At 34.0% G+C, this 24,939-nt stretch carries 25 protein-coding genes and 1 pseudogene; 8 read left to right on the top strand and 18 right to left on the bottom strand.

The annotated features are described in order from the left end of the window. Positions 1–13: 13 nt before the first annotated feature. The 7 genes and pseudogenes from ACPWTF_RS00510 to ACPWTF_RS00480 all read right to left on the bottom strand — a co-directional run bounded on the left by ACPWTF_RS00510 (position 14) and on the right by ACPWTF_RS00480 (position 5,372). Entirely contained in the window at positions 14–514 is a 501-nt protein-coding gene (locus tag ACPWTF_RS00510; protein ID WP_427873943.1) for a 4'-phosphopantetheinyl transferase superfamily protein, read from the bottom strand. Then, positions 511–765, bottom strand: a complete 255-nt coding sequence (locus ACPWTF_RS00505; protein WP_427873942.1) for an acyl carrier protein — start codon at positions 763–765, stop codon at positions 511–513. Before ACPWTF_RS00505 ends, ACPWTF_RS00510 begins: the two co-directional genes overlap by 4 nt. Before the next feature lies 1 nt (position 766). Continuing rightward, positions 767–2,036: pseudogene (locus ACPWTF_RS00500) on the bottom strand (beta-ketoacyl-[acyl-carrier-protein] synthase family protein). Continuing rightward, positions 2,033–2,470, bottom strand: coding sequence for a 3-hydroxyacyl-ACP dehydratase FabZ family protein (locus ACPWTF_RS00495; RefSeq protein WP_320494909.1), 438 nt, complete (start codon positions 2,468–2,470; stop codon positions 2,033–2,035). Before ACPWTF_RS00495 ends, ACPWTF_RS00500 begins: the two are co-directional and overlap by 4 nt. Before the next feature lie 11 nt (positions 2,471–2,481). After that, entirely contained in the window at positions 2,482–3,534 is a 1,053-nt protein-coding gene (locus ACPWTF_RS00490; RefSeq protein WP_427873941.1) for a type III polyketide synthase, read from the bottom strand. Next, positions 3,531–4,244 carry a methyltransferase domain-containing protein gene (locus ACPWTF_RS00485; protein ID WP_427873940.1) on the bottom strand — a complete coding sequence of 238 codons (714 nt, stop codon included), beginning with the start codon at positions 4,242–4,244 and terminating at the stop codon, positions 3,531–3,533. The genes ACPWTF_RS00490 and ACPWTF_RS00485 overlap by 4 nt, the downstream gene beginning before the upstream one ends. Then, positions 4,245–5,372 carry an NAD(P)/FAD-dependent oxidoreductase gene (locus ACPWTF_RS00480; RefSeq protein ID WP_427873939.1) on the bottom strand — a complete coding sequence of 376 codons (1,128 nt, stop codon included), beginning with the start codon at positions 5,370–5,372 and terminating at the stop codon, positions 4,245–4,247. A gap of 172 nt (positions 5,373–5,544) precedes the next feature. On the opposite strand from ACPWTF_RS00480, the gene ACPWTF_RS00475 reads away from it, so the two are divergent. Continuing rightward, on the top strand, positions 5,545–5,901 hold the full coding sequence (locus ACPWTF_RS00475) for a hypothetical protein (RefSeq protein WP_320494913.1): 357 nt from the start codon (positions 5,545–5,547) through the stop codon (positions 5,899–5,901). A gap of 242 nt (positions 5,902–6,143) precedes the next feature. On the opposite strand, the gene ACPWTF_RS00470 is transcribed toward ACPWTF_RS00475, so the two are convergent. The 8 genes from ACPWTF_RS00470 to ACPWTF_RS00435 form a co-directional block, all read right to left on the bottom strand. Continuing rightward, entirely contained in the window at positions 6,144–6,644 is a 501-nt protein-coding gene (locus tag ACPWTF_RS00470) for a CPBP family intramembrane glutamic endopeptidase (protein ID WP_427873938.1), read from the bottom strand. Positions 6,645–6,685: 41 nt separating this feature from the next. Next, on the bottom strand, positions 6,686–6,832 hold the full coding sequence (locus ACPWTF_RS00465; protein ID WP_427873937.1) for a hypothetical protein: 147 nt from the start codon (positions 6,830–6,832) through the stop codon (positions 6,686–6,688). Between the two features lie 76 nt (positions 6,833–6,908). Further along, positions 6,909–7,499 (bottom strand): Crp/Fnr family transcriptional regulator, encoded by a 591-nt coding sequence (locus ACPWTF_RS00460; RefSeq protein WP_427873936.1) that lies wholly within the window; start codon positions 7,497–7,499, stop codon positions 6,909–6,911. Between the two features lie 153 nt (positions 7,500–7,652). After that, positions 7,653–8,174 (bottom strand): PPC domain-containing DNA-binding protein, encoded by a 522-nt coding sequence (locus tag ACPWTF_RS00455; RefSeq protein ID WP_427873935.1) that lies wholly within the window; start codon positions 8,172–8,174, stop codon positions 7,653–7,655. Positions 8,175–8,180: 6 nt separating this feature from the next. Further along, the gene (locus ACPWTF_RS00450; RefSeq protein ID WP_427873934.1) at positions 8,181–9,692 is read right to left on the bottom strand and encodes a glycosyl hydrolase family 32; all 1,512 of its coding nucleotides are present in this window, start codon (positions 9,690–9,692) and stop codon (positions 8,181–8,183) included. A 480-nt stretch (positions 9,693–10,172) separates the two neighbouring features. Beyond that, positions 10,173–10,331: an HAD family hydrolase gene (locus tag ACPWTF_RS00445; RefSeq protein WP_427873933.1), complete on the bottom strand. Its 159-nt coding sequence runs from the start codon at positions 10,329–10,331 to the stop codon at positions 10,173–10,175. Next, on the bottom strand, positions 10,273–12,351 hold the full coding sequence (locus tag ACPWTF_RS00440) for an HAD-IIB family hydrolase (protein ID WP_427873932.1): 2,079 nt from the start codon (positions 12,349–12,351) through the stop codon (positions 10,273–10,275). Before ACPWTF_RS00440 ends, ACPWTF_RS00445 begins: the two co-directional genes overlap by 59 nt. Positions 12,352–12,513: 162 nt before the next feature. Beyond that, on the bottom strand, positions 12,514–13,413 hold the full coding sequence (locus tag ACPWTF_RS00435) for a carbohydrate kinase family protein (RefSeq protein WP_427873931.1): 900 nt from the start codon (positions 13,411–13,413) through the stop codon (positions 12,514–12,516). A gap of 370 nt (positions 13,414–13,783) precedes the next feature. Here ACPWTF_RS00435 and ACPWTF_RS00430 point away from each other — a divergent pair, with 370 nt between their 5' ends. Next, positions 13,784–14,515 (top strand): hypothetical protein, encoded by a 732-nt coding sequence (locus ACPWTF_RS00430; RefSeq protein WP_427873930.1) that lies wholly within the window; start codon positions 13,784–13,786, stop codon positions 14,513–14,515. Positions 14,516–14,589: 74 nt separating this feature from the next. Here the strand turns inward: ACPWTF_RS00430 and ACPWTF_RS00425 are convergent, their stop codons facing one another. The 3 genes from ACPWTF_RS00425 to ACPWTF_RS00415 form a co-directional block, all read right to left on the bottom strand. Beyond that, a complete protein-coding gene (locus ACPWTF_RS00425; RefSeq protein ID WP_427873929.1) occupies positions 14,590–15,399 on the bottom strand; it encodes an SDR family NAD(P)-dependent oxidoreductase in 810 nt (269 codons plus the stop codon). Between the two features lie 68 nt (positions 15,400–15,467). Beyond that, positions 15,468–16,055, bottom strand: coding sequence for a TetR/AcrR family transcriptional regulator (locus ACPWTF_RS00420; RefSeq protein ID WP_427873928.1), 588 nt, complete (start codon positions 16,053–16,055; stop codon positions 15,468–15,470). Between the two features lie 168 nt (positions 16,056–16,223). Continuing rightward, the gene (locus ACPWTF_RS00415; protein WP_427873927.1) at positions 16,224–18,611 is read right to left on the bottom strand and encodes a TonB-dependent receptor domain-containing protein; all 2,388 of its coding nucleotides are present in this window, start codon (positions 18,609–18,611) and stop codon (positions 16,224–16,226) included. Positions 18,612–18,752: 141 nt separating this feature from the next. Here ACPWTF_RS00415 and ACPWTF_RS00410 point away from each other — a divergent pair, with 141 nt between their 5' ends. The 6 genes from ACPWTF_RS00410 (at position 18,753) to ACPWTF_RS00385 (ending at position 24,422) form a co-directional block, all read left to right on the top strand. Beyond that, positions 18,753–19,775 (top strand): sensor histidine kinase, encoded by a 1,023-nt coding sequence (locus tag ACPWTF_RS00410; protein ID WP_427873926.1) that lies wholly within the window; start codon positions 18,753–18,755, stop codon positions 19,773–19,775. After that, complete coding sequence (locus tag ACPWTF_RS00405) at positions 19,772–20,467, top strand: LytR/AlgR family response regulator transcription factor (RefSeq protein WP_427873925.1); 696 nt, start codon at positions 19,772–19,774, stop codon at positions 20,465–20,467. Before ACPWTF_RS00410 ends, ACPWTF_RS00405 begins: the two co-directional genes overlap by 4 nt. A 46-nt stretch (positions 20,468–20,513) precedes the next feature. After that, positions 20,514–20,882 carry a hypothetical protein gene (locus ACPWTF_RS00400; protein ID WP_427873924.1) on the top strand — a complete coding sequence of 123 codons (369 nt, stop codon included), beginning with the start codon at positions 20,514–20,516 and terminating at the stop codon, positions 20,880–20,882. A gap of 129 nt (positions 20,883–21,011) precedes the next feature. After that, positions 21,012–21,512 carry a GNAT family N-acetyltransferase gene (locus ACPWTF_RS00395; RefSeq protein WP_427873923.1) on the top strand — a complete coding sequence of 167 codons (501 nt, stop codon included), beginning with the start codon at positions 21,012–21,014 and terminating at the stop codon, positions 21,510–21,512. A gap of 210 nt (positions 21,513–21,722) precedes the next feature. Then, positions 21,723–22,859: a helix-turn-helix domain-containing protein gene (locus ACPWTF_RS00390; RefSeq protein ID WP_427873922.1), complete on the top strand. Its 1,137-nt coding sequence runs from the start codon at positions 21,723–21,725 to the stop codon at positions 22,857–22,859. 126 nt (positions 22,860–22,985) lie between these two features. Further along, entirely contained in the window at positions 22,986–24,422 is a 1,437-nt protein-coding gene (locus ACPWTF_RS00385; protein ID WP_427873921.1) for a serine hydrolase, read from the top strand. Positions 24,423–24,939 lie beyond the last annotated feature (517 nt).

Genomic DNA, 24,939 nt, shown 5'->3' with positions numbered 1-24,939 from the left:
GGTGTTTGATAAATTAATTTTGTATCATAATCCTCTTTTCAAAACGCCCATGATGACTAATTGAAATATCTTGAAGCGCATTGGAAGAAATTTTGAAATACGGAATACCGTTTTCGTCTTTTACAATTTCTTTATTTTCAACTTCAATCACATTATTTAGATCTTTAAAATTGGTAACAGCAACCGTATGAATGCTTTCTAGTGATAAAATAGTTTTGGTGTAATAAATATTTTTATCGCAAACTACTTTCCCGCATGAATTATTTATGTCTAATGATTCTATAAAACAAACAAGCTTTTTGGGACTAAACTCACGAATTTTGGTCTGACGATTATAGATTTTATACGCAGCTTCTTTCATGCTCCATAAAAGCCAAACCATGATTTCTGGTTCATCATACTTTTTTATAAGCTGTTGCTCATCGGCCGTGAAAAGCTTTTCTACAAAGCCTTTCCGTTGCCAATTGCTTTCTTTACGTGACTGCGCGAGATCTATAACATCATTGCCAATCATTTTGCAGCGAGTTTGGTTTCGATGATTTCCAAAGCAGTTTTAACATCAAGCATTCGCTCCATATCGGCATTGTCAATTACGATGTCGAAGTCTTCTTCAATATCAAGCACGATATCCACCAAATTAGCCGAGTTTATATTGAGATCTTTAATGAAGTCTGTTTCTTCAGTTAAATTGTCATAAGCTTCTGTATTGGTTGCAAAAGGCTTTATAATTACTTTTAATCTTTCGGTAAGTTCTTGTCTGTCCATTTTAATTTTCGAATTTTTTAAATATTACGCATGCGTTTACATCGCCAAAACCAAAACTGGCTTTTGCAATTATTTTTGGGTTATTTTTAATAGTTTCTAAAAGTGCTTTTGAAGGATCAATCAATGCAGCGATTTCGGGATGAAGATCAGAGCAGTTTTTATTTCCAAATAAAAAACCTTCATGAAGTTGTAATACCGCGGCAACACTTTCAATACTTCCAGAAGCACTTAAACAATGTCCGGTTAAGCTTTTCAGCGAATTAATATACGGAAAATCAAAACCGTTTCGTTCCAAGGCTTTTGTCCAGTTTTCAATCTCCAGACTGTCTTTTGTTGTTGCTGTTAAATGTCCGTTTATGGCGTCAATTTCATTGGGATGGATTCCGGCATTTGCAATAGCAGTTTTAATACATCTTTGCACGGCTATACTGTTTGGAGCAGTCATGCTTCCGCCATCGAGCTGTCCGCCCGAATTAACATTTCCGCCCAAAATTTCGGCATAAATAATGGCGTTGCGTTCTAAAGCGCTTTCCAAATCTTCAACAACAAAAGCACCTGCACCGCTTCCTGGAACAAATCCGGCAGCCGAAGCGCTCATTGGTCTTGAACCTTCTTCGGGATTGTCATTATACTTAGAAGAACAGACACGAAGCGCGTCAAATCCTCCCCAAATATACCGAACCGCTGTCAGAAGTGCTTCCCGCTAATATTCGTTTTGCTTGTCCAGATTGTATGCGGTCGTAAGCCATTAATATGGATTCCGTTCCTGTTGTGCAAGCCGATGAATTGGTCGTTACCTGATTTCCCAATCCGATTTTACCTCCAAGATAAGCGCTAATACCGCTGTTCATCGTTTGTGCAACAACTGTACTTCCTAATCTTCGGACTTGCAGTTCGTCAATTTTATAAATGCTTTCGCGAAATTTATCAATTCCAGAAGTTCCAGCTCCAAAGATGGCACCGCTATCCCAATCTGGATTTTCGTTAATAGGTAATCCTGCGTTGTTCCAAGCTTCCATACCCGCAATAACACCGTATAAAATTCCCGTGCTGTTAAATCCGCGAAGTTCGAGTTCTGTAAAATACTGTGCTTTTAACTCGTCAGATATTTGCGGCTGACCTACAATTTGACAAGAAAATTGCAATTCTTCTAGCTGAGAATCATGACGAATGCCCGAAATGCCATTTTGTAGCGCATGCGTAAACGCAGGAATTCCAACACCATTTGGCGCTGCAATTCCAAGACCTGTTATAACGACTCGTTTTTTCATAATCTCTTTGTTATCATTCCTGCCAGAACACCTCTGCAAACTTCTTGTCCAGCTTCGTTTTTCATGACCGCATTGCATTTTAATTTTCCAAAACGAAAGAACAATTTCTCTGAAGTTACCGTTACTTTTTCATTTGGATAAACGGGTTTCAAAAACTCCATATCGGCAGATGTAAAGGCAATCACGGTATTTTCTCCCAATTCATTTCCCAACAGAAATATTCCTAAGCAAACCATTCCAATCTGAGCCATTGTTTCAGTTAGAATAACGCCTGGAGTAACAGGATTGTCTTTGAAATGGCCTTTGTAAAAATCAAGATTTTCTTTGAAAGTATAAGTTCCAGTTACGCCATTTTCATCTGCGTGAAGCAATTCATCTACAAACAAAAAAGGTTCGCTGTACGGTAGCTGTTTTATAATATCATTTAATTCCATAAGCTTTTAAATTACCATTGCAATAAAACTCTTTGTGCGGAAAATCCTGGGCCAAAACTAAGCATTAAACCTCTTTCTCCCTTTTTCGGATTCCGATTCATAATGTTCTCTAAAACATACAAAACGGTTGCGCTCGACATATTGCCGTATTGTTTGAGAATCTCTTTAGTGTCATCAATATTTTTTTCCAATCCGGCAAAAAGTGATTCAACCGTTGTTACGATTTTTTTTCCGCCAGGATGAAAAATCATGTGGTCAATATCTTTAATTTCAAGATTATTCTGTTTTAGAAAAGGATGAATAATGTCATCAAAATGAGAAGAAATGGTATCTGGAACTTCAATATCGAGAACCATTTGCAGTCCGCCGTTGGTTAATTTGAAGCCCATCATATGTTCTGCATCATAAAAATGATACATCTGTTCGTCGAGAATTTCAGGGCCAGCATCTTCTTCTTTTGAAGACAATAAACAGCAAGCCGCGCCATCTCCAAAAATAGCGGCGCTTACAATATTCGGCATGGAGAAATCATCGAGCTGAAAAGTGGCAGTTGGCGATTCTACTGCTATCACTGCAGCACGTTTTCCAGGATTCGATTTTAGAAAATTCTTAGCGTAAATAATTCCAGAAATTCCTGCTGCGCAGCCCATTTCGGTTACAGGAAGACGAACAATATCTTGTCTTAATTTCATTTTATTAATCAGATAAGCGTCAAGCGAAGGAATCATAATTCCGGTACAGCTTACCGTAATAATATAGTCTAAACTCTGCGGATCCCAGCCTGTTTTTTCTAATGCTTTTTCTAGAACTTGATGTCCTAGAACAATCATTTCGCGGCTATAAATATCATTTTTTTCTTCAAATGAAGTAGCTTTAAAAACTTCCGAAGGTTCCATGATAGAATAGCGCTTGTCTACAGAAGCGCCTTCGAATATCTTTTTTACTTTTTTGATAAAGCGCTCTTCCTGACCTTCAAGCCATACATCTACAAGCGGAAGTATTTCTTCGGTCGTTCGAGAATATTGCGGAAGCTGTTTAACAGCTGTGATTATCTTTACACTCATATTTTAGTAATTATCCACTGGTAGCGAAAGGCCCATTTCCAGTTTATGGAATAGTTTTTTAGATTTAGTTTTTTGGAGAAATGCTCCAATTCGTTTTTTTTGAATCCTTTTAAAATAGAAATCAAACCATCGTTGCGCGACATTGTATTGAGATTGAAAACAACGCTTATGAGCTCAAACAATCGATACGCAATTTTACTTCTATGAAGATCGTTTACCACAATTCCAATCGAAGCATTTTGGTTTAAAGTATCCATTACTTCATCAATTTGACTGGTGGTAAAATGATGCAACGTTAGCGTGCACAAAACAATATCGTATTTTAGCCGATTGAAATCTTCGCTAAAAATATCCATACAGCTATATGCTATGTTCGGGAAATCTTTTGAAAGTTTCGTGGCATACTCAATGGTAAAAGCATTGGCGTCGATTCCAATTAATTGAAACTTTAGATTTCGCTTTTTCCCATATTTGGCAAGCATTCTCAGCATATCTCCATTTCCGCATCCAATATCGGCAATGGTAATGGTTTGAGAAGTATCTGTTTTTTTTAAAAGTTCTTTTATGCCATGAAGCGTGAGTTTATTTCCGCCAAGCAATTGATTAATAGAAGCAATTTGATCTAACGCGCCAATAAGCTCTTCGCTTTGAAGCGAAAAATCATCCATTATTTCAATTTCTTCTGTTCTATATTTTGTATTTAAACCCATTTATTCAATTGTTATTGGTCGGCCGTGCGTTTGTTTTATAATTAACGAAAGTAAAGCAGGAATTGATGCTGCTACGGTTGTCATGATATGAGTCAGGTTTTTGTGTGTCAGCGCTTTGGCTAAAACTCTACCAAAGAATAATCTTTTGCTAAATTTTTTTTTCCATTCTTTAATGTATTTTTTTTCAAATTCGCTTCTCGATTCTATTTTTCCATAATAAAAATCAAGCACAAGCTCAGAAGCTATTTTAGCGCTATGAATTGCCATTGCCATTCCGTTGCCACACATGGGATGAATTAATCCTGCGGTGTCTCCAATCATTAAAATGTGATTTTCTACAGGTTCTTTTTTATCGAATGAAATCTGACTGATTGTTAAGGGTTTTTCGAATAGGGAAGTGCTGTTTTCAAAAATCCCTTTCAATTTTTTATTTTTATAAAGCACCGATTTTTGGTACTCTTCGATGTTTTTGTATTTTTTGAAAGTATCAAAATCGGCTAAATAGCAAATATTGATAACGTCGTTTTCGACTTTTGAAACGCCGCAATAGCCGCCTTGAAAATTGTACAAAGCCACAAGACTTTCGTCAAAATTTCCTTTGTAATGTCCTTTTACGGCTAGCCAAGGTGATTTTTTAGCAATAAAATCTCTTGACAAAATCTGATCTATATTCGATCTTTTGCCGTAAGCGCCTAAAACTATTTTTGATGAAAGAATTTCTTCAGAAGTAGTTACAGTAAAAATGTCATTTTCAAAAGAAATATGAGAGACGTGATCGGTTATAATGGTACAGCCATTTTCGGTTGCTTTTTCAAACAAGAAATTATCCAATGCATAACGGCTGATTCCGAAACCGCCCAGTGGAAGTTTAGTTTTTGCCGTTGTTCCGTTTTGGGCTGTAAATTCAAAATTAGAAATACTGGTTGGGTGAAGTTCCCTAACATCTAATTCTAACCAAAATAAATATGGCAGGATTTCATTTGAGATATATTCTCCGCAGACTTTATGTTTTGGATAGGTGTTTTTTTCGATAAGAATGACCTTCAATCCTTTTTTGGATAAGTGTAAAGCACTTGCCAGGCCAGCAAGACCGCCTCCAATAATAAGTACGTCAGGATTTGTTCTCATACAACCAATTTAATCATAAAAACTTAATTGATCTTACTTAATTCCATAAGAAATTAACAAAATTTCAACTTTTATTTTAAAAGCTTAGAATATGTTTTTATTAGAAAAAAATGAGAGAAAATTGATTTAAAAGATAATTTTTACTTTTGCAAAAAAATAGCGCATTAAATAAATGACAATACAAGATTTAGTAGGCACATATTCCATTTCTGGAAGCAATCAGGACGAAAGTAATGAGATAACATACAAAGGTGTTTTGACACTGACGTTAGATCAAAACAATCGCATAAAGGCAGATTGGATTATCAATTCGCACAAACAAAAAGGAACGGGTTTCTTTAAAGATAATATTCTGGTAATTAATTTCAGTTATAAAGGAGATGACCATAAAACCTATAAAGGAGTTGCGGTTTATAGATGCATCACAAAAGATGTTTTAGACGGATTTTGGTCTGAGAAACATGGAGATCCTTTGTATTTAGGAAGTGAACATTGCTTGAGAATGGAAACTACAGAACGATTAAATTAGAATCTTTTTTACTGGGAATATTTTTTTAAACACATAGAAACATAGATTTTTGTTTGTGAATAAAGAAATTAGAAAGAAACTAGTTTCTAACACATAGAGCTATGTGAATTTATGGAAGTGAAACGCCTTTTTTAAGTTTCTAATAAACTATGTTTCTATGTGTTAAAATAAAAAAACAAAAACTGCGCAAAGCTCAAAGCAATTGCACAGTTTTTTTATATAAACTATTTAAAACTTATTGATTAAGCTGGGTTTACTACAGTTTTATATTTTCTGTTATAAAGAATAATAAAACCAACCCATATTACTAATAAAATTACGATTAAAGTAAGTTCTGTTTCATGCAAGCCATTACGGAAGAAATTGTTTAGCGAATGTACTCCTGCAACTGCCAATAACGATCCTGTAGAAGTATATACTTTTCCGATTCCCCAACTTCCGAAGAAAATGATTCCGAAGAAAATCATATTGCTTGGCGTTATTTCGAAGTTTAAATGCCATGCAAACCATAGAACAGCAATAATCAAGATTGAAGTAAATTTAGGAAGCGATTTTAATTGTTCTTGTAAAAATCCGCGCCAACCGATTTCTTCTAAAAGTCCATAAGCCAAGACCGTAAACATTAATAAAATTGGGAATTTGCCAATTGTAAAGTAATAAACACTTGCAATTAAAACCGCTGGAAGAATCCAATAAACGGCAAACGGAACGAGAGCATTTTTATAAATTCCTTTTAATGACATTGGATTATGAAGCGAGAATATTTTTATTGCAGCCCAAGCTCCTAAAGCAAGCCAACACCGCGCAACAAAATGGCTAAGTACGGATTTTCTATTCCAGATAATAAATTGGTTTTAACAGCTGCATATCTGCAGATTACAGCAATTACATAATAAACTATAATAGCGCCAAAGTTGATTTTATTTTTCATCGTTTTGAATTTGTTTGGTTTATTGAAGCAAACTTAGGGCGTGAAAATGAAAATAAAATTGACTTTGGGTAAGAAATCATTTTTCCATAACTCTTTTTCGAATTCGGCTTAAACTTTCGGCCGTCAATCCCAAATAGGAAGCAATGATTTTAAGTGGCGTTCTTTGAAAAATTTCTGGACGTCCTTCTATAAGTTTTAAATAACGTTCTTGTGGCGAAAGCGTCAATAGATTAATTTGTTCTTGCTGTTTACGCACGTAAAGCATTTCAGAAATAGCTTTTCCGATTCGCAAACCCGTTTCCGATCTTTGGTACAATTCATTTAAATCTTGATGAGAAATCGACCAGAGCGTTACATCTTCTAAAGCTTCGGTCTTAATAACAGACGGCTGCTGATTTAAGAAAGACATATAATCGCTAATAAAACTATTTTCGTAAAGAAGATTAATGCAAATATCTCTTTTGCCATCCCAAACAAATAGTCCAGCCGATCCTTTAATGATGATGTTAAGATATTTTTCGACACCGTGATAATCTTTTATAATTTCAGATTTGTCAAATTCACGGACTCTAATTTTTTCCGAAAATCCCGTCCAAATATTCATATCGGCAGTAAAATAATTTTCGAAAATTCTCTTTACATCTTCTGGAGAAGGACTAGGTGGCATTTTTTAGAATTATCAGTTTGGAATGCCAATATAGGTTTTATCTTTCAAAACAAAAACAGCTTTATTATCCTGTTTACTTATATTTTTTGAGAAGACTGGTAAGACAACTTTGTCAAAGTTCTAAACTTTGACAAAGTTTAAGACGGCAAAAATCTACTTTAAACAAGGCAATTGTAACACATTTGCATTCAATGGCTGTTCTATTTTTCTTTCTAGTTTTTCCGGATTCACTGTGATATAAATTTCCATTGAACCCGTTCCAACTTTCAGTCCAAGAATATGACCTCCGTAAGCATCAAATTTATCATCGGTTGCAACTCCGTGCATGTGTATCGAAGGTTTGTCGCCGCTCCAGGCAATAGATCCCGTAAGGCTCCCCATTTCTACTTTATTGAAAGTTTTGGGATGAAATTTCTTTTGGTTGAAATCATAAAAACCAAAAGTGGCATCCTGCGCAAAACCAATTCCAGTAAAATTTGCTGACGGAATATTTTGCTCTTTGGCTAATTTTTCAATTAGTTCTAAAACATTATCGCCTTCGCGAAGAACCATCAGATAACCTTGAGGCGTTTTGGTATAACGGCATTTTTCAGCATCTTTCTGTTGGGCATTAGCAAAATTAAGACACATTAAAAGCACCAATGCCATGCCGATTTTAAGGAATTGCATATTCATAAGTATTTATATTAGAGAATTGGGTTGTAATTCATTATCATATTTTTCAGGATCAGAAGCTGCGTATTCGTTTTCTGGTTCTGGAATAACGTGAATTTTAGAATTGCTTATTGAAATTACAGCCGAACAAACATAGATTCCCACTTTTCCTTCGTTGTATTTAAAATCCAATAAAGTCAGTTTTACAATGTCATTTATCGAAAGTTCATAGTAATTTCCGTAGCGGATAATTTTGAAGGAAATTTGTTTTTCGTCACTAATTTCAAACTGATTGGTTTGGATGTTTTCAAAGATAAAATTATTCTTCACATCCTTTTCATTGAATCCCCACGCTCTAAACTGCACGAAACCATTCATAAAATCAATCGAAATATAATATCCCGTTCCTTCTTTATCACATTCAATGACAAAGCCTGTTTTTCCCATTCCTTCAACAGACAATGTACCTTCCCAAACAAAATCATTTGATGGCTTTTCAAAACCATAAATTTCATAACCGCTTCGGCATCCAAATCGCCATTTGTTTTCGTTTTCCAAAACAAATTCTGCTGTTGGATTTCCTAAAATAGGCAAGGGAAGAGGCAGGTCTTTTTGAAGTATGGTTTTCTGATACAGTTTTTGCCAATAATAATAGCTTTTCAAAAGAAGTCTTCCGCTTTTATCGACATCCAATTCTTTTGGTGGCGGAATCACACGATGTGTATTGACATTTCCGTCTGCGAAATAGAAATTGTAAACCAAGAAATGTTTTCCATCTTTAACCACTCTTGCAGCATAGTTTCCTTGTGGCATCAGCACATTATTGTGAAATGCAGAATATTCTGCTCTAAATTCTGGCGAAGACCAATAACGGATTTTAATATCTTCTCTGATGGATCCCAAAAGATAATGCGTTCCTTTAATTTCAAACACACACGGGCATTCTACATCATCATACACATACGGAATATGAAGCGGTTTTTGCAGCACATAACCTTCTTTTTCTCTTTTGGCTACACCAATACAGCCTCTGCGATATGTTGGTTCAGAGGCGCTTCGGGCACAGATTAACAAATAATCTTCTCCTTTGTATTGGTATTTAAATGGGTCACGAAAGCTTATCCATTGACGCGGATTATTATTCTTGCCCTCATAATGTGGCGCTTCACTTTTAAAAGGAAGTCCGTATAGATTTTCTTTTTTCCAATTAAGCAAATCGGTAGAAATTGCTCTTCCTACTTTTTGTTCGATTCCTTTATCTTGGCGTTTAAGGCCTGTATAATACATTTCATAACCTTCGCCATCCGATTTTTTGCTAATGTGCATCGTCCACAACATATCGTCGTCCCATTCTCCGGGATCGCCAACAAATAATGCGTTTTTTACTCGTTTCCACGAAAGACCATCTTTTGAAATGGCATGAGCGATATAATCGTGATTGGGAATGATTAAATGAAATAAATGATGGATTCCTTTTTCATCTATAAATACATCAACATCTCCAATTTCCCAGTTGCTAAATCCTGAACCTGAATACATTTTATTATTTATTTTAAACTGTTAGTATATTTTTAATTTTTTAAAACACATAGAAGCATAGCTTTACTTTGAGTAAAAAAGGCATTTTATTTAGTTAAAATGAACATAGATCTTTTAACCGTTAAACTTTGTCAAAGTTTTGAAAGCAAAAGTGTAAGGAACTTTAGTATTGCACAAAGTAACCACAATCTTTGTCATTTCGACCGAAGGAAGACTCGAGCGATAGCGAATTGGCGAAGCAAATCTCCACAAGTAACTCGACAAAGATTGGATTCTCGTAAAACTTTGTCAAAGTTTTGAACTTTGACAAAGTTACTGCTGACTTTATTCTATGTCTTTAAATTTTCATTCTTATAAACTTTAAAAAAGTTGAATTCTAACTTACTATGTGTTAGAAACTAGTTTCTTTTAATACTCTTTTTTAATTCAAAATATAAAACCTATATTTCTATGTGTTTAGAATTTTAAACTCAACAAAGCTTATTTTATAACTTTATAATGTTTTAAACCTTCCAAAATTCCCTCTGAAGCTGAATTTTTAGCAACATAAATATTTTTGGTTGTTTCGTAATCGGCAAGTTCAGAACTTCGATTTCCGACAATAATTCCTTTCACTGCAACCTCTAAACATATCAACATCGTTTCCAGAATCTCCTGCAGCAATTACGTTTCCTAAAGGAATCGACCATTTTCGGCATAAAAATTTAATAGCATTTCCTTTAGAAGCCCTTTTCGGAATAAAATCTAAAAACTGACCGTGACTCGGAATAATATTGACTTTGTACCATCCAGTCCCTAAAATTTGAATTAACTCATCATGATCGTAATGTTCTTTATCATAATAATAAGAGATTTTAAAAGGGTTTTGCGCTTCTTCTTCCTGAAGTTTAATCCATTTGATGCCTTTCAGTTTATTGACAATTTCGTCTCTTTTCCATCTTCCAGAGAGAAACTTAGCCCAACCTTTATCTAGAATATAATCCTTTCCGTTTGTATAATAGATTTCAGTTCCAACCGAACAGATAATAAAATCGGGTAGAGGGAATTCTTCTTCGTCAATTACTTTCTTTACGAGTTCCAAATTGCGTCCAGAAGCCATTGCAAAAGCCATTTTATCGGTACGATTGGTTAAATGAGCTTTTAATTCTTTTAAACCTGGATTTGCTAGTTTGGGTTCTATTAAAGTACCGTCAATATCTGATACCAATAGGTGATCGATTTTTCTTTTCAATCGGTCGATATTGATATTTGGATAATGCTGTTTTTTAATTCCAGTTGAGGAAACAGAAAGGTTTTCATTAATTATCTCGACATAATGATTGACGTGGCTAACCCAGCTGTAATGTTTCTGAATATTGATCGCTCCATTATTCGAATAGTATTTCCATTTATTTTCATCGGTTAGAATATTGCGGAGCGCTTTTTTAATTTGGCTTTCTTCTTGTGGATTTACCAATTCTCCGTTTTGACAAACCGGAATAATTTCTGAAGGCTCACCATTTTTGGTTACCACAACAGGAAGCCCAGAACTAGCCGATTCTATTACGGTCAAGCCGAAGTTTTCATGCAAAGCTAAATTCACAAAAACACCCCTTTTTTCTGCGGCATAACGGTAGATAATTGAAACTTCATTTTCAACATCATGTTTCTTCGGAATGGCCATTTTTCCGTACAAATCGTATTTATCCATTAAAAGAAGCAGATCTGTTAAAACGTTCTTTTCAGATTCTGGCATTTTGGCAATGTCTTTTCGAATACCAGCAAAAATGACCAGATTGGCCATGCTTTGGAGTTCTTTGTCTTTTCCGTAAACTTCAATTAAAGTGTTCAAGTTTTTATGACGGTCAGGTCTTGAAAGTGCCAGAATGATAGGCTTGTGCGGATTGGTTAAAAATTTAGAAATACTTTCGGCAACCCAATATTTTCGTTGCGCTTCTTCCATATGTTTGTCCGAATCGTTTTCTTGATAATAATAAGGAACAAATTTTCGGGTATCAATTCCAGGAGAAATGGCATGGTATTTTCCTAATTCGAAGTTTTTGTATGCTTTGTAGGTTTCAATTTCCTGTTCGGTAGAAGTAACAATAAATTCTGCAAGTTCTAATGTTCTTTCTTCGGCGGCGATTCTGGCTTTAAACTTGTACTTTTTTTCCAGTTCTTCTTCCGTTTCTCCGCTTTCAATTAGTTTTTTCTTTTTGTAGAATCCTAAAGAATGTCCTGTGTGTGCGAAAGGAATGTTTAAAACGGCTGATAATTCGGCTGCGGCATATCCAGCGTCAGCGTAGTGGGAGTGAATCCAATCTGGGAAAATATTGTGTTGTTTGATGTGTTGCATCGCGCCGTTCACAAAAGTATCAAGACCTTCCCAAAGCTGTTCTTTTGCTTTATACTTTTTCCCCAAAAACGGAATTCGCCTTATGTCTAGTTTATCATTTATAATTTCTATAGGTACGGCGTATTCTGGTGAAAGAGCGGGATCATCTATTAATCTGGTAAAAAGATGAACGTGTTCTACATCTTCATGTTGCGATAAAAATTCTGCTAGTTCGTATATGTATTTGGTCTGACCTCCGTTGTCAGCATCTCGACCGATTTCGAGACCAGAACCTTTCAAAAGTCCGTGTATATTGATAAGAGAAATTCGTAATTTTTTCATCATTCTTCATTAATTATTTTAAAAATGCAAGTTACAGCGCTTCTATCGATTAGGAAGAAATAATTACATTTTAAATTTATATATTTCCCATGTTTTTATAAGGATACGAATGTTTTAAGTATAAAAAAAGCCTGATTTTTTTGAATCAGGCTGTAGTTTTTTATTTTAGTTTTTATTGATCAGATTTTCAATGTCAAAAATTGAAATTTCGGGATTTCCACCTGCAGATCCGGCGACTAAAGCACCCGTGGCACAAGCAAAGTTTAAGGCCGCTTGCGGTTCTTTTCCATTTAAAAGTGAAGTGACCAAAGCTCCTAAAAAGGAATCACCTGCGCCAACGGTATCTTCAACTTTTACGGTATAACCTTCGTTTTCGTAAAGGTGTTTATCCCATAAAAGTAAAGCTCCATCTTTTCCTCTTGTCACGCAGATTGCTGTAGCATTGGTTAAAGAACAGATGAAGTTCATGTTTTCTTCTAAAGTATTGTAAGGAGAATCTAAGGCAGCGCTTATTTCCATTAGCTCTTCATCATTAAATTTGATGAAATTTGCTGCCTGCATTAAGTGCTGTAGAGTTTCGTAATCATAATGTGGTTTTCGAAGATTGACATCAAAAACCTTATAAGTATGTGTGTGGAGCAATTCTTCTAATGCTTTTCTAGAAACTTCATCTCTGCAGACCAAACTTCCATAAATTAAAACATCTGAGTTTACGACTAATTCTCTCGTCTCTTCGTTTAGAATAATTTTGTCCCAAGCCGAAGGATAAAGAATCTCATAAGTAGCCGATTTGCTTTCGTCTAAAGTTACATTTACCAATCCTGTCGGGAAATCATCAGATCTCAAAATAGTATTTGTTTCCAGGCCTAGTTTGCTGACCTCGTTTATAATTGCCTCTCCATCTGCATCATTCCCTACGCAGCTAATCATATTAGAATCAACGCCTAGGGCTTTCATGCGAAGCGCTACATTTAATGGCGCTCCACCAATTTTTTTTTCATTGCCAAAAATATCCCAAAGTACTTCTCCGAAAGCGACAGCTTTTAGTTTTTTGTCGTTGCTCATTTTAATTTTCTCTTATTTGTAAATATTAAATCGAGTGATTAGAGTTTCACGCGATTTCATAAAAATAAAAAAGAATAACGGTTTCTGCAACCCAATTCTAAAAATCATAACAATCTGTTCATTTTGAAAATCATAAGGTTTTGATTTCTATTTGTTTACGATATAGTCCTGTTTTGTAAAATTATAATTTAATTGAAGATGAAAAGAATCTGGGGTTTCCTAGATTAGAAATCCCATTAAACTAATAGGCAGATTTTATTTCACTACAAATTTTTCCCAACTCATTACAGAATGTAATTTTTCGTATTTATTTTATAAAAAAAATAAATTTCAATAACCTAAATTTGGTCATAATGCAAAAATCAAGACCATGGAAATCAATTTAATTTCAGATTCATTTTGGGGAAATAAGAAGAAAATCTCTCTCTGGGATCGATTATTCAGAAGAAATAAAACGGTAAGTAAAGCGTTGACTACGCCAGAGATTATTGGCCAAAATTGTCAAGGTTTGTTGCTAAAAAACGAAAATTTAAAATCTTTCCTTTTTTCGACAGATATGGCGCTTATTGAAAATAATGATGCCGATGCTATTTTGGCGGTTTATCCTTTTCCACCATCACCTAAAATAATCAAAACGCTGATAGATTTCTCTGGAAAACCTGTTGTCTGTGGTGTTGGAGGCGGAACAACTAAAGGGAAGAAGTCGGTAGAAATGGCAATTTATGCGGAAGAAGCAGGTGCATCGGGAATTATTGTAAATATTCCGTTTGAAAATAAGGACATCAAAAAAATAAGAGAAAAAATTGCAATACCGATTGTAGCAACTGTTGCTTCATCTGATTATGATTTTTTAAAAGGAAAAATCGATGCAGGAGTAAATATTTTCCATGTTTCTGGAGGATCACATACTGCTAAAATTGTAAAAGAAATTACGACTAAATTTCCCGATTTTCCTGTAATGGCAACTGGAGGGAAAAGTCTAAACAATATTGAAGAATCTATTCATTCGGGCTCAAAAGCAATTGTGCTTTCGCCACCATCCAATAAGGATTTGTTCAAAACCGTGATGGATAAATATCGAAATACGTTTGGCAATTTTTGATTTGATGATAAAGCAGATAAAATAAGAAAGGCAATCTCATACGATTGCCTTTCTTATTTTAAATTGGAAATTAATTAACCATGAGCTTCAACTGAAACGTCATTCCATTTTTCCCAGTTTTCTAATCTCTGCTCATAGCTTTGTTTTACGAATGGTAACGCTACTTTTCCTAGCAACAATCGTAATGGCGGATTTTCTGATTCGACCAAATTCACAACTGCTGGAGCTGTTGCTTGCACTTTACCGAATATGTTTTCTCTTTCAGCTAGAGCTTTTTTGATTTCGTCATAATAAGGTAAACTTTCGCTGGTAATTCCAGTATGCCAGATATTTGATTCGTATCCGTTTGGTTCTAATAAAGTTACGTTGATTCCGAATTGTTTTACTTCAGATGCTAACGTTTCACTTAAACCTTCTACAGCAAATTTAGAAGCGCTGTAAAGTCCCATTGCAGTTGGTAAAGTTGCCAATCCTAAAATTGATGAAACTTGAATAATATGACCGCTTTTTTGCTCTCTCATAATAGGAAGCACGGCTTGGGTTAACCATAATGTCCCAAAGAAATTCGTTTCAAATTGTTCTCTAGCTTCGCTTTCGCTTGCTTCTTCAACTGCGCCTGTAAGTGCGTAACCTGCATTATTGATCAAAACATCGATAGTTCCGAAATGCTGTTTTACTTTTTGAACCACTTCTAGTGATTCTTGACGGTTATTTACATCCAATTTTAAAGGTAAAATTGCATTTCCGTATTTTTCTTTTAAATCGTTTAAGGTTTCAAGGTTTCTAGCAGTTCCTGCTACATTGTATCCTTTAGCTAAAAAAGCTTCTGCCCAAGCTCTTCCAAATCCTTTTGAAGCTCCTGTAATTAAAATTGTTTTTGACATGGTATTTGTTTTTATAATTAATTAATTTTAAAAAAATGACCAATCGGTCATTTTTAGAGTAAAAAAAATTATATCAATTTTTCAGATATAATTTTTTTAAGCGTTTTTTCTATTGTTTTCATATTATCGTTATTGCCTGACACACGAGACATTAAATGGCCTCCTTCAAGCATAGCAAAAAGCGCAATGGCAAATTCTGATGCATTCCATTCAGGATCAAATTCTTTATTAGCGATTCCTTTTTCTATAATCGAAGTTAAAAGTTGCTGTCCACGTTTGATAGCGGTGTTTACTTTTTCTTTCACAATTGGGTTGGTATCGTCGGCTTCGGTTCCAAAGTTTAGCAAAGGACATCCACCAATTACTGGTGGATTGATCGGATTACTAAAAAACTCGATATAGGCAAAAAGCTGGTCTTTGGCGCTTTTTCCTTCTCTAAGTGCCATTTCCAGTTTAGAGCTTAGTATTTTCATATTATGATCTACGGCGGCACAAGCTAAAACATCTTTGTTTTCAAAATGAACATACATACTACCTTTAGACAGTTTGGTTGCCTCCATAATATCGCTCATAGAAGTTGCTGCAATTCCTTTTGTGTTAAAAATAGGAGCGGCTTTTTCTATAATAAATTGTCTGGTTTCTTCACCTTTTGTCATGATAGGTTGTATTTAACGATGTAAATATGTGACCGATTGGTCATATATGCAAATAAATTTTGCTTTTTTTGTTTATCTAGCTGTTTTTAAAATAGATAAAACAGCTTCGTATACTATTAAATAGTAATGTTTAAAGCTGTTTATCATCATTAAAATGATTGAGAAAAATTAATTCGCTCGATTCCTTTCCTCTTCATTTCCAAAATTTCTCTCTTTAGATTTTACACTTTGGTTTCCGAATTTGTAGCTTAAAGCAATTCTAAAAGCTCTTGTATCTCCATAATTTTTCATCGTATTTTTAACTCCGTTTGAATAATAGGAAATTAAAGGCTTTTGTGCATTCAATAAATCTTCTCCCGTTAAAGTAATCGAAAGATTATTTTTTAAAGCTAGAAATTTCACCGAAACATCTAAAACATTTAAAGTCGAAATATTAAAAACCTGATAGCGTCCTGGCAATTGCAAACCATAATTTAACCCCAGAAAAAGAGTTTTAGATGGATTTACCGTAAAATCATTATTGGTGTAAATATAACCATTGTAACCATCTACAGAAGCAATTAAATTGGTTCTCGATTTTACATTTTGATAATTTAGATTGAATCCCATAAAGCTGTTCCACCATGTATATTTATTGAAATTGTAATACGTTGAAAGACCGATTTGGTAAGTGTCGGCGTAATTAACTGGCGTGCTTTTCGTAATGTTGGTTTCAGGATCGATAATTGCTAATTCTTGCCCGAAATTAGAAACTTGAGAGAAATAAACATTATTTACCCATTTTTGATTGCGAATATAAGAGAATTGTAAATTGTCTATAATAGAAGGCTTCAAAAACGGATTTCCTTCAGAATAGTAAAATGGACTGGTTCTAATCACAAACGGATTCAAATAATCAAAATCAGGTCTGCGGATTCTTCGGCTGTAATTGAAAGAATACGAATTGTTATCATTCGCATTGTAAGTTACATAAGCAGTTGGAAACAATTTGATATAGTTGTTTTTGTTAGTTTGATCTAGGTTTTCAGAATAGCCTTCTGTTTGTGTCGCTTCGGTTCTTAAACCAATTTGCGTTTCCCATTTTTCGCTTATTTTTTTATTTGCAGAAAAATAGATTGCCTCGTTGTATTCTTTGTACGTGAATATATTAGAATAATTGGTGTCCAGAATTGGAGTTCCAGTTTCGTTGTCAAAAACCGTTAAATTATTTTTAGTATTCGTATAAAATCCTTTTCCGCCAAAGCTAATATTCGCCCAAGAATAAGGCAGGAAAACATCCATTTTTGCCGAATAATTTTTCAATTGATTCAAGTTAGAATTAATTGCCGCAAAATAAGTTCCAGGAATATTTTCTTTCTGATTATTCATTTCATTTCCCGAAAACACACGTGAATCGTCTTTTTGGTAGTCAAAATAATCCAAATCTACTGTAATGTTTTTGCCTTCATTATTTAAATTAAAAACATTATTCCAGTTAACCGAATTCATTTGCGGTTTGTTCTGTGCATTTACTTGAGACAATAAATAAGAATTGATTTCTCCCGCAGTATTGTAACGACTTGTGAGCGGATTATTTGCTGATGTTCTGTCATTAAAACTTCCTAAATATTTTACTCCAGAAGTCCAGTTTTCAGTCATCTTATAATCGGCACCAAAACCAATGCTTAATAAATTTGTTTTTGATTTGGTTGCAATATCTTGCTTCCAAACTTCATTAGGATAATAAATTCGGCTATCTGAAGTGGTGCGAAATTGCTCTGTTCCTTTATTAATTGAAGCTTGAAGCGAAAGTTTATTGTAATTGTATATAAATAACCCGTTTATGTTTCCGCTTGCATAACTTCTTTGTGTATAAGTAGTTCCAAGATTTGCGGTCCAAGAATTCGCTTTAGCAGTCTTCAGTTTAATATTGATCAAGCCGCTATTTCCTTCCGCTTCATATTTTGCTGGAGGCGTTGTAATTACTTCAATACTTTTAATGTTATCTGCGGGAATCGATCTTAGAAATGCAACAAGATCTTCCTGAGTCATTTTATTCAAACGATCATCAATCATAACCAGAACTTCTCCTTTTCCAACAATAGAAATTGTTTCGTTCTGAACTCTCACTGTTGGGGTAGATTTTAAAGCATCCAAAGCAGTTCCACCAGTTGCAACAACAGAGTTTTCGACATTAAAAACCAAACGATCTACTTTTTGCTCTACCAATTTTTTTCTTGATTTTACAGTTACAGCGTCTAATTGTACCAATTCTTTCACCTCGATTGTTCCGAAATCAAGATCTTGATTTACGATTATTTCTTTATTGCTGAATTCGCTTCCAAATTGTTCTATAATTAATCTATAGTTTCCTTTTTCAGTATTTAAAGTAAAGTTACCTAAACTATCAGTTGAAGTTTGTTTGTACAGGATTTTATCTGATTTTAATAAAGTTGCCGTTGCAAATTCAAGCGGTGTTTTGTTCTGATTGATGATTTTTCCTTTTACTAAATATTGTTGGGCAAATACGTTAATTTGAAATAGAAATAAGACTGATGCTAAAATAATTCTGTTCATGGTTTGGATTTTAATTACAGGGCAAAACTGTTAGAAGTAAAACCCAAAAACCACTTTTATCGACAAACCCCTTCGATTAATCTGCAAACCCGTAAAAATGCTTTTTGTTGAATGTATATCTTTGTTTTAAAAATATACCGAATGTATAAAGGAACCGTTACCAAAAAACTAGAATGTATAATTCATCTTATTTATTGGATTTTAATTTTTTATTTCACTTTCGTGAAAAATCCGATTGGAAGACAATTTTCTTTACCTGACCTTTTTCTTTGTACTTACTTTATCGTTTTTATTATTACATTCTATTTTAATTATTTGATTGTAATGAAAACGGTTTTTAAGACTTTTAAATGGAAAAGGCTTTTTGGTGGAGTTTTTGTTTCGTATCTCGTTTTTACTTTTCTGAGATTCTTTTTTGAGCAAATTGTAACCAAACTTTTATTTGATAAAGTAAATTATACCGATGTTAATTTTCTGAACTATATGCTCGACAATTTGCATTACAGCAGTATGGCGATTATTTTGAGTTCGTTTCTTTGGTTTGTTATTTATTCGATTCGTCTTTTGGAATATAATAAGCTTATTCTAGAAGAAAATAAGAATACCGAGATTAAATTTTTGAAAGCGCAGATTAATCCGCACTTTGTATTTAATACTTTAAATAACATTTACTCCATGGTTTATTTTCAGTCAGATAAGTCATTGGTCGCGATTGATAAATTGAGCAAGATTATGCGTTTTACAACGTATGAATCTCAGAAAGAAAAGATTAAACTTTCAGATGAAGTTGATTATATAAAAGCGTATATTGAACTCGAACAATTGAGACATCAGGACAATGTTCGAGTTGATTTCAATGTTGAAATCAAGAATGAATTTGAAGAAATTCCGCCATATATTTTGTCACCTTTGGTAGAAAACGCTTTAAAGCACGGAGAAGTTTCAGACTCAGAACCCATAGAAATTCAGCTAAAAGTTTCATCTGAAAAATTGATTTTTAAAGTGAAAAATAAAATCGGAACACAGAAAAAAGATAGTTTGGGCGGAATCGGATTGGATAATTTGCAAAAGCGTTTAGAGATTCATTATCCCGAAAAGAACAAAATTAAAATCACCAAAGAGGAAAAACATTTTACGGCTGAATTAGAAATAGATTTAAAATGACTAAAAAAATAAACTGCATTATTCTGGATGACGAGCCGTTTGCTGTCAAATTAATTGCCGATTACGCATCTAAAATTTCAAGATTAAATGTTTTATACGCCGACAGTGATGTCTTTAAAGCGATTGAAGTTTTAAATACAGAATCGGTCGATTTGATTTTTATTGATATCCAGATGCCGCAATTGACTGGAATTGAATTGATGCAGATGTTCAATCAGAAATATAATTTTATCATTATGTCTGCTTATCCGCAATATGCGCTTGAAGCTTTTCAATTTCATGTGATAGATTATTTGCTGAAACCCATTACATTCAATCGTTTTTATCAAAGTGTAGAAAAGTTTATTCGCTGGCAGGAAACTTTTCAAACTACTGAAAAAGCGGGAGATGATTTTCTATTTGTAAAAGCTGACCGAAAGCATTATAAAATTGCTTTAAATGATATTTTATATATTGAAGGATTACGAGATTATATCCGCATCCATACCAATGACGAAAAAATTATGGCATTGGAGAATATGAAAGATATTTTGGAGAAACTTCCGAATCAGTTTATTCGAATTCATCGTTCGTATATTATTCCAAAGGATAAAATTAAGGTTATTGATGGAAATCAGATTCTAATGAAAAGCGGGAATGCTTTGCCAATAGGAGAGACGTATAGGAAGTTGGTTAGTGAGTGGTTGGTGTAAGTTTGGAATGTTTTATAAATAGAGAATTAAACTAAAGTAAAAAGAAATGAAGAAATTCGAATTGTATTGGAGAGACCTTAACATCGGATTGATTGTTGAAGCCAACTGGGATATGAGGAGTTCAGGAGATATTTCGTTTAAATTTGATTATTTGGCTGAACCATCTGAAAATGAACATTTAGCAGACTATATAAAATTCTCTATAAAAGATAGCATTTTATTGGGAGAAGGAGTTGAGGATGATGATTTGGTTTTGGCTCAATCAGAAGAGGAAAAAAAATATCTTGATTTAATAGTTGATACTACTACAGATTGGTACATTATCAATGAGAAAGGAGATAAAAGTATAATTCTTTGTCCCATATTTCATGAAGATAATCAAATAACCTGGATGAAAGATTCGGACTATTTTTAATTTTGTTTTGCTCGTTCGAATCAGAGAATGCTTTTTCGTGGTTAAAAAATTTCGATATATTTACAAAAGAAAAATTCTGTTACTAATTTTAGAAAATAGCTTCTAACTTATTTATTTTTAATACTACCAATGCATATTATTTATCAAAGCCCTAGAATAATTATCCGCGAATTTTTGCCTGAAGAAAAACAGACATTCTTTGATCTTTTTGTAGATAAACAGGTGACGCAATATCTTCCTGATACTTCACCAGAAAGATGTGCCGAAATGTTTAACGAACTTCAAGAAAATTATAAAAACAAAAATCTCAGCCGTTGGGCGATATTTGATACTTTCGATAATAGTTTTATCGGAATGTGTGTTGCCCGTATTTTTGTACACAATACAGATCAGATAGAGATCGGGTATGTACTTAGCAGAGCATATTGGGGAAAAGGTATTGCCACAGAAGTATGCAGGGCTATGACTCAATATAGTTTTGAAAATACAAAGACAAATGAAGTTGTAGCCATAACAGATCTCGAGAACACCGGATTGCAAAATGTGCTGCAAAAAGTTGGGTTTAAAAGATTAAACAATCTGATAAGAAACGAGGAGGAGCTTGCTTATTTTAAGATAGAGAGATTGTAGTTTCATTTATGATTGGTATTGTAAAATTGTCTATTTTGATTTTGGCCGTTGATAGAGTCGAAGAAGGGGATTTAAAAAGTCTCTTTTTTAAAACTTTAGCGGATAGTCTTTTAGCATTTAAGCAAAATATTTTTAAAATTTGGATAAAATCATCCCTACTTTTTTAGACTTTCCCATTTAAATTTTAAATTGCGCCTAAGTTAAAAAACGATGGACAGATATAGCTTTTTGGAAATAGCGGCACTTATAGGAATATTTCTGGTGCTGTTTCTTGCCTTATTTCTGTTTACCGTTAAAACAAAATATAAATTGGCAAATTGCCTTCTTGCCTTTTTTCTTTTTGCATGTGCTGCAGATGCATTGAAATTTTTGATGCGTGATTTCCCTGTTAATTACATCAATCTCGAAGCATTTCGATGGAGCATCAACTATTTGGCTCCGGCCTCTTTTTATCTCTATGTATTGTCGATCTGTTTTTCTGGCTTTCGATTGAAACCGAAGCATTTACTGCACGCCATTCCGTTTGTCGCTTTCAATCTGTATATGATGACGGAGATATATTTTGAAGATAGAGCCGCAAAAGTGAGTTTCATAAACGCTATGAATCAGGCGCCTGTCATGCAGTTTTTTTATTTTCTTTTCGAAATTTTATTTCAAGTTTATTTTATCGCTTCATTTTTGGCGGTTAGAAAAGCTAAAACCGTCTATCTCGAGAATTATACGAATCCGGATATCTCTTTGCTTAATGCACTTTATAGAGTAACAATTCTATATTATGCTTTACATTTTATAGTGCTTTTAAGGTGGCTGGTTACTTTTATCTTTGGTTTGGGAGAAGTAAGAGCTTGGATTGTAACTCTTGACGGGTTTGCGTTTTTATTCTGCACTTGCTGGTATCTGTTTGCTGCGTTAAATAATCCAGAGTTTTTTAGGGGCATCAATTCTCAGTTTAAACCGATTGCAGATGCTGTCTCGAAACAGAAATCGCCTCCTGCAATGGATGAGGAAAAAAATAGACAAATAGAATCCTTGAAAGATTTTATGATTGAAAAGGAACCTTACTTGGATTCTTCATTGACGATTCAGGATTTGGCTGAACAATTGAAAATGCCCGTTAAAGATTTGTCTACGCTGATTAACCTATATATTGATAAGCACTTTTTCGATTTCGTAAATGAGTATAGAATTGAAAAAGCTAAAGAAATTCTAAAAGATCCCCTGCAGAAAGAGCTTACCATTCTTGAAATTCTCTATAAGGTTGGCTTCAACTCCAAATCGTCGTTTAGTTCTTCTTTTAAAAAATATACCGGAAAAACTCCGACTGATTTTAGAAAAGACTCGAATTAATCCATTTTTTTTCAAGAAAAGGGTTCGACTTTTTTTAATCGGTCGCGTATTGAAGCGTTTTAAAGCATATTTGCAGAAAGTTTTAGACAATCAATCAAAATTCTATCTCCGAAAAATTTATTAAAAATGAAGATCAAGTTTTTATTATTGGCAGCCATTCTATCTGCAAATGTGCTTTCTGCCCAAAAATTAAGTGACGTTAAAGAAGCGAAGAAAACACCTCAAAATTCCATCGTACGACAGTCAGCCGTTTTCAGCCAAATTGATTCACTAATGGCAACGTCCTATGAAAGAGGGCTATTTAATGGGAACGTGCTTATCGTTAAAAACAATAAAGTTATCTATCAGAAATCATTCGGTTTTACCGATGAAACCAAGAAGACTCCCCTAAGCGACAATTCAATATTCAATATTGGTTCGATCGCAAAGGAATTTAATGCCGTTTCAATAATGATTTTAGCTGAACGCGGACTTCTTAATCTTGATGACAAGATTTCCAAATTTGATTTGGGACTGCCGAAATGGTCAGAAAAAGTTACGATAAGGCATCTTATCAATTATGCTAGCGGCATTGCCAGAATTGACCCCATAGTGCCTAAAAATGACGAAGAGGCTTGGAAAATCTTGAGAAACAGCGACAGTTTGCTGTTTGAGCCAGGAACTGCCTACAGGTATGACAATAGCAATGTGTTTTTACAGAGACGAATTATTGAAAAGGTATCCGGAATGACATACCAGGAATTTGTTCTTAAAAATATAGTTGGACCACTGAAAATGACAAACTCGGTATTTGATCCGAAATCTGGCTATAAAAATAGAACGTCTTGTTATGATTTGGATAATGCGAGATGTCCAGAATTGGAATTTATTAGCGGATGGCTCTGGACGGATACAAATGATCTTTATAAATGGATTGAAGGAATGAATAGCAACCGTCTGATATCCGAGAAATCCTTTTATACAATCCTAGAAAACCCATATGCAGTCGACGAAGGCGGATCGCTTGGCAGATACTTTGAAAAAGACGAGCTGCAGAGGCACAACGGGGTATCGTATAAATTTGAATCTATTTTCTTAAACGATTTCAAAAATAAGATAACGATAATCCTATTGTCCAATAATCTGAATAGGGTTTGGGATCTAGGCTACAGCATCCACAGCCTAATGTTAGGAAAGGAATACGAAATCCCTAAAAAATCTATTCATTTGGCTATCAGAAAGGAAGCGCTTAATGATACGGAGAAAGGCATCGAGGCATACTATCTGCTCAAAAAAAATTCTGAGAAGGAATACAGCTTTGGAAATCCGAGCGAACTCAATGCATTAGGATATGAACTACTAATGGCCGGAAAAACTAATGGGGCAATAGAGATATTTAAATTGGCAACAAAAGAGTTTTCTGCAAATGCCAATCTGTTTGACAGTTTAGGTGAAGCCTATTATGTTAGTAAGCAGTACGATTTGGCCTTAAACAGCTATGCAAAAGCAATAAAACTTGGCGGAACAAACGGAAACGCAGAAAAAATGATAGAGAAAATCGAGAAGATCAAAGAAAGTAATTAGTCATGGCATAAACTTGGCTTTTATCACAAGAGGGAATTATTGAGTTCCCTCTTGTACTTTTAGTTAGTTATAATTTTTATCTTTTTTATCAGACTTATTTTATTTTTGATTTTAACTGGTGACGGGGGGAATGAGAAGATTATTTAGGGACAATTTATTTCTAAGGATTAAATAAGATTAATAGAATTATTGGTAAGGGTTGTGGTTTCGCTGCTATTTTACGCCCTAATTTGTTGAGGAAATTTAAATCCTAAAATGTCGCTGGACTGAAGTTCAAAATTGATTTATTTCTTTAATATATTATTAGTTTTTCTGGCTGGATAGAATATTGAATTAATTGTGTTTTAAATTTGATTAATTTGATAGAATTAATATATTTACATCGAAATAAAATCTGACAAATTTTTTATTAATGATACCGTGATTATGATTTTAATATACATCTAAATCAATTTGCAAAATTTTATAGAAGACTGTATTATAAAATATATTAACAAGTTAATTAGTATATTATAAG

This window comes from Flavobacterium sp. MMS24-S5 (genome assembly GCF_050320125.1).
GTDB lineage: Bacteria > Bacteroidota > Bacteroidia > Flavobacteriales > Flavobacteriaceae > Flavobacterium > Flavobacterium tyrosinilyticum.
The sequence above is the reverse complement of the archived record's forward strand: the minus strand, read 5'-3'. Positions and strand labels throughout refer to the sequence as shown.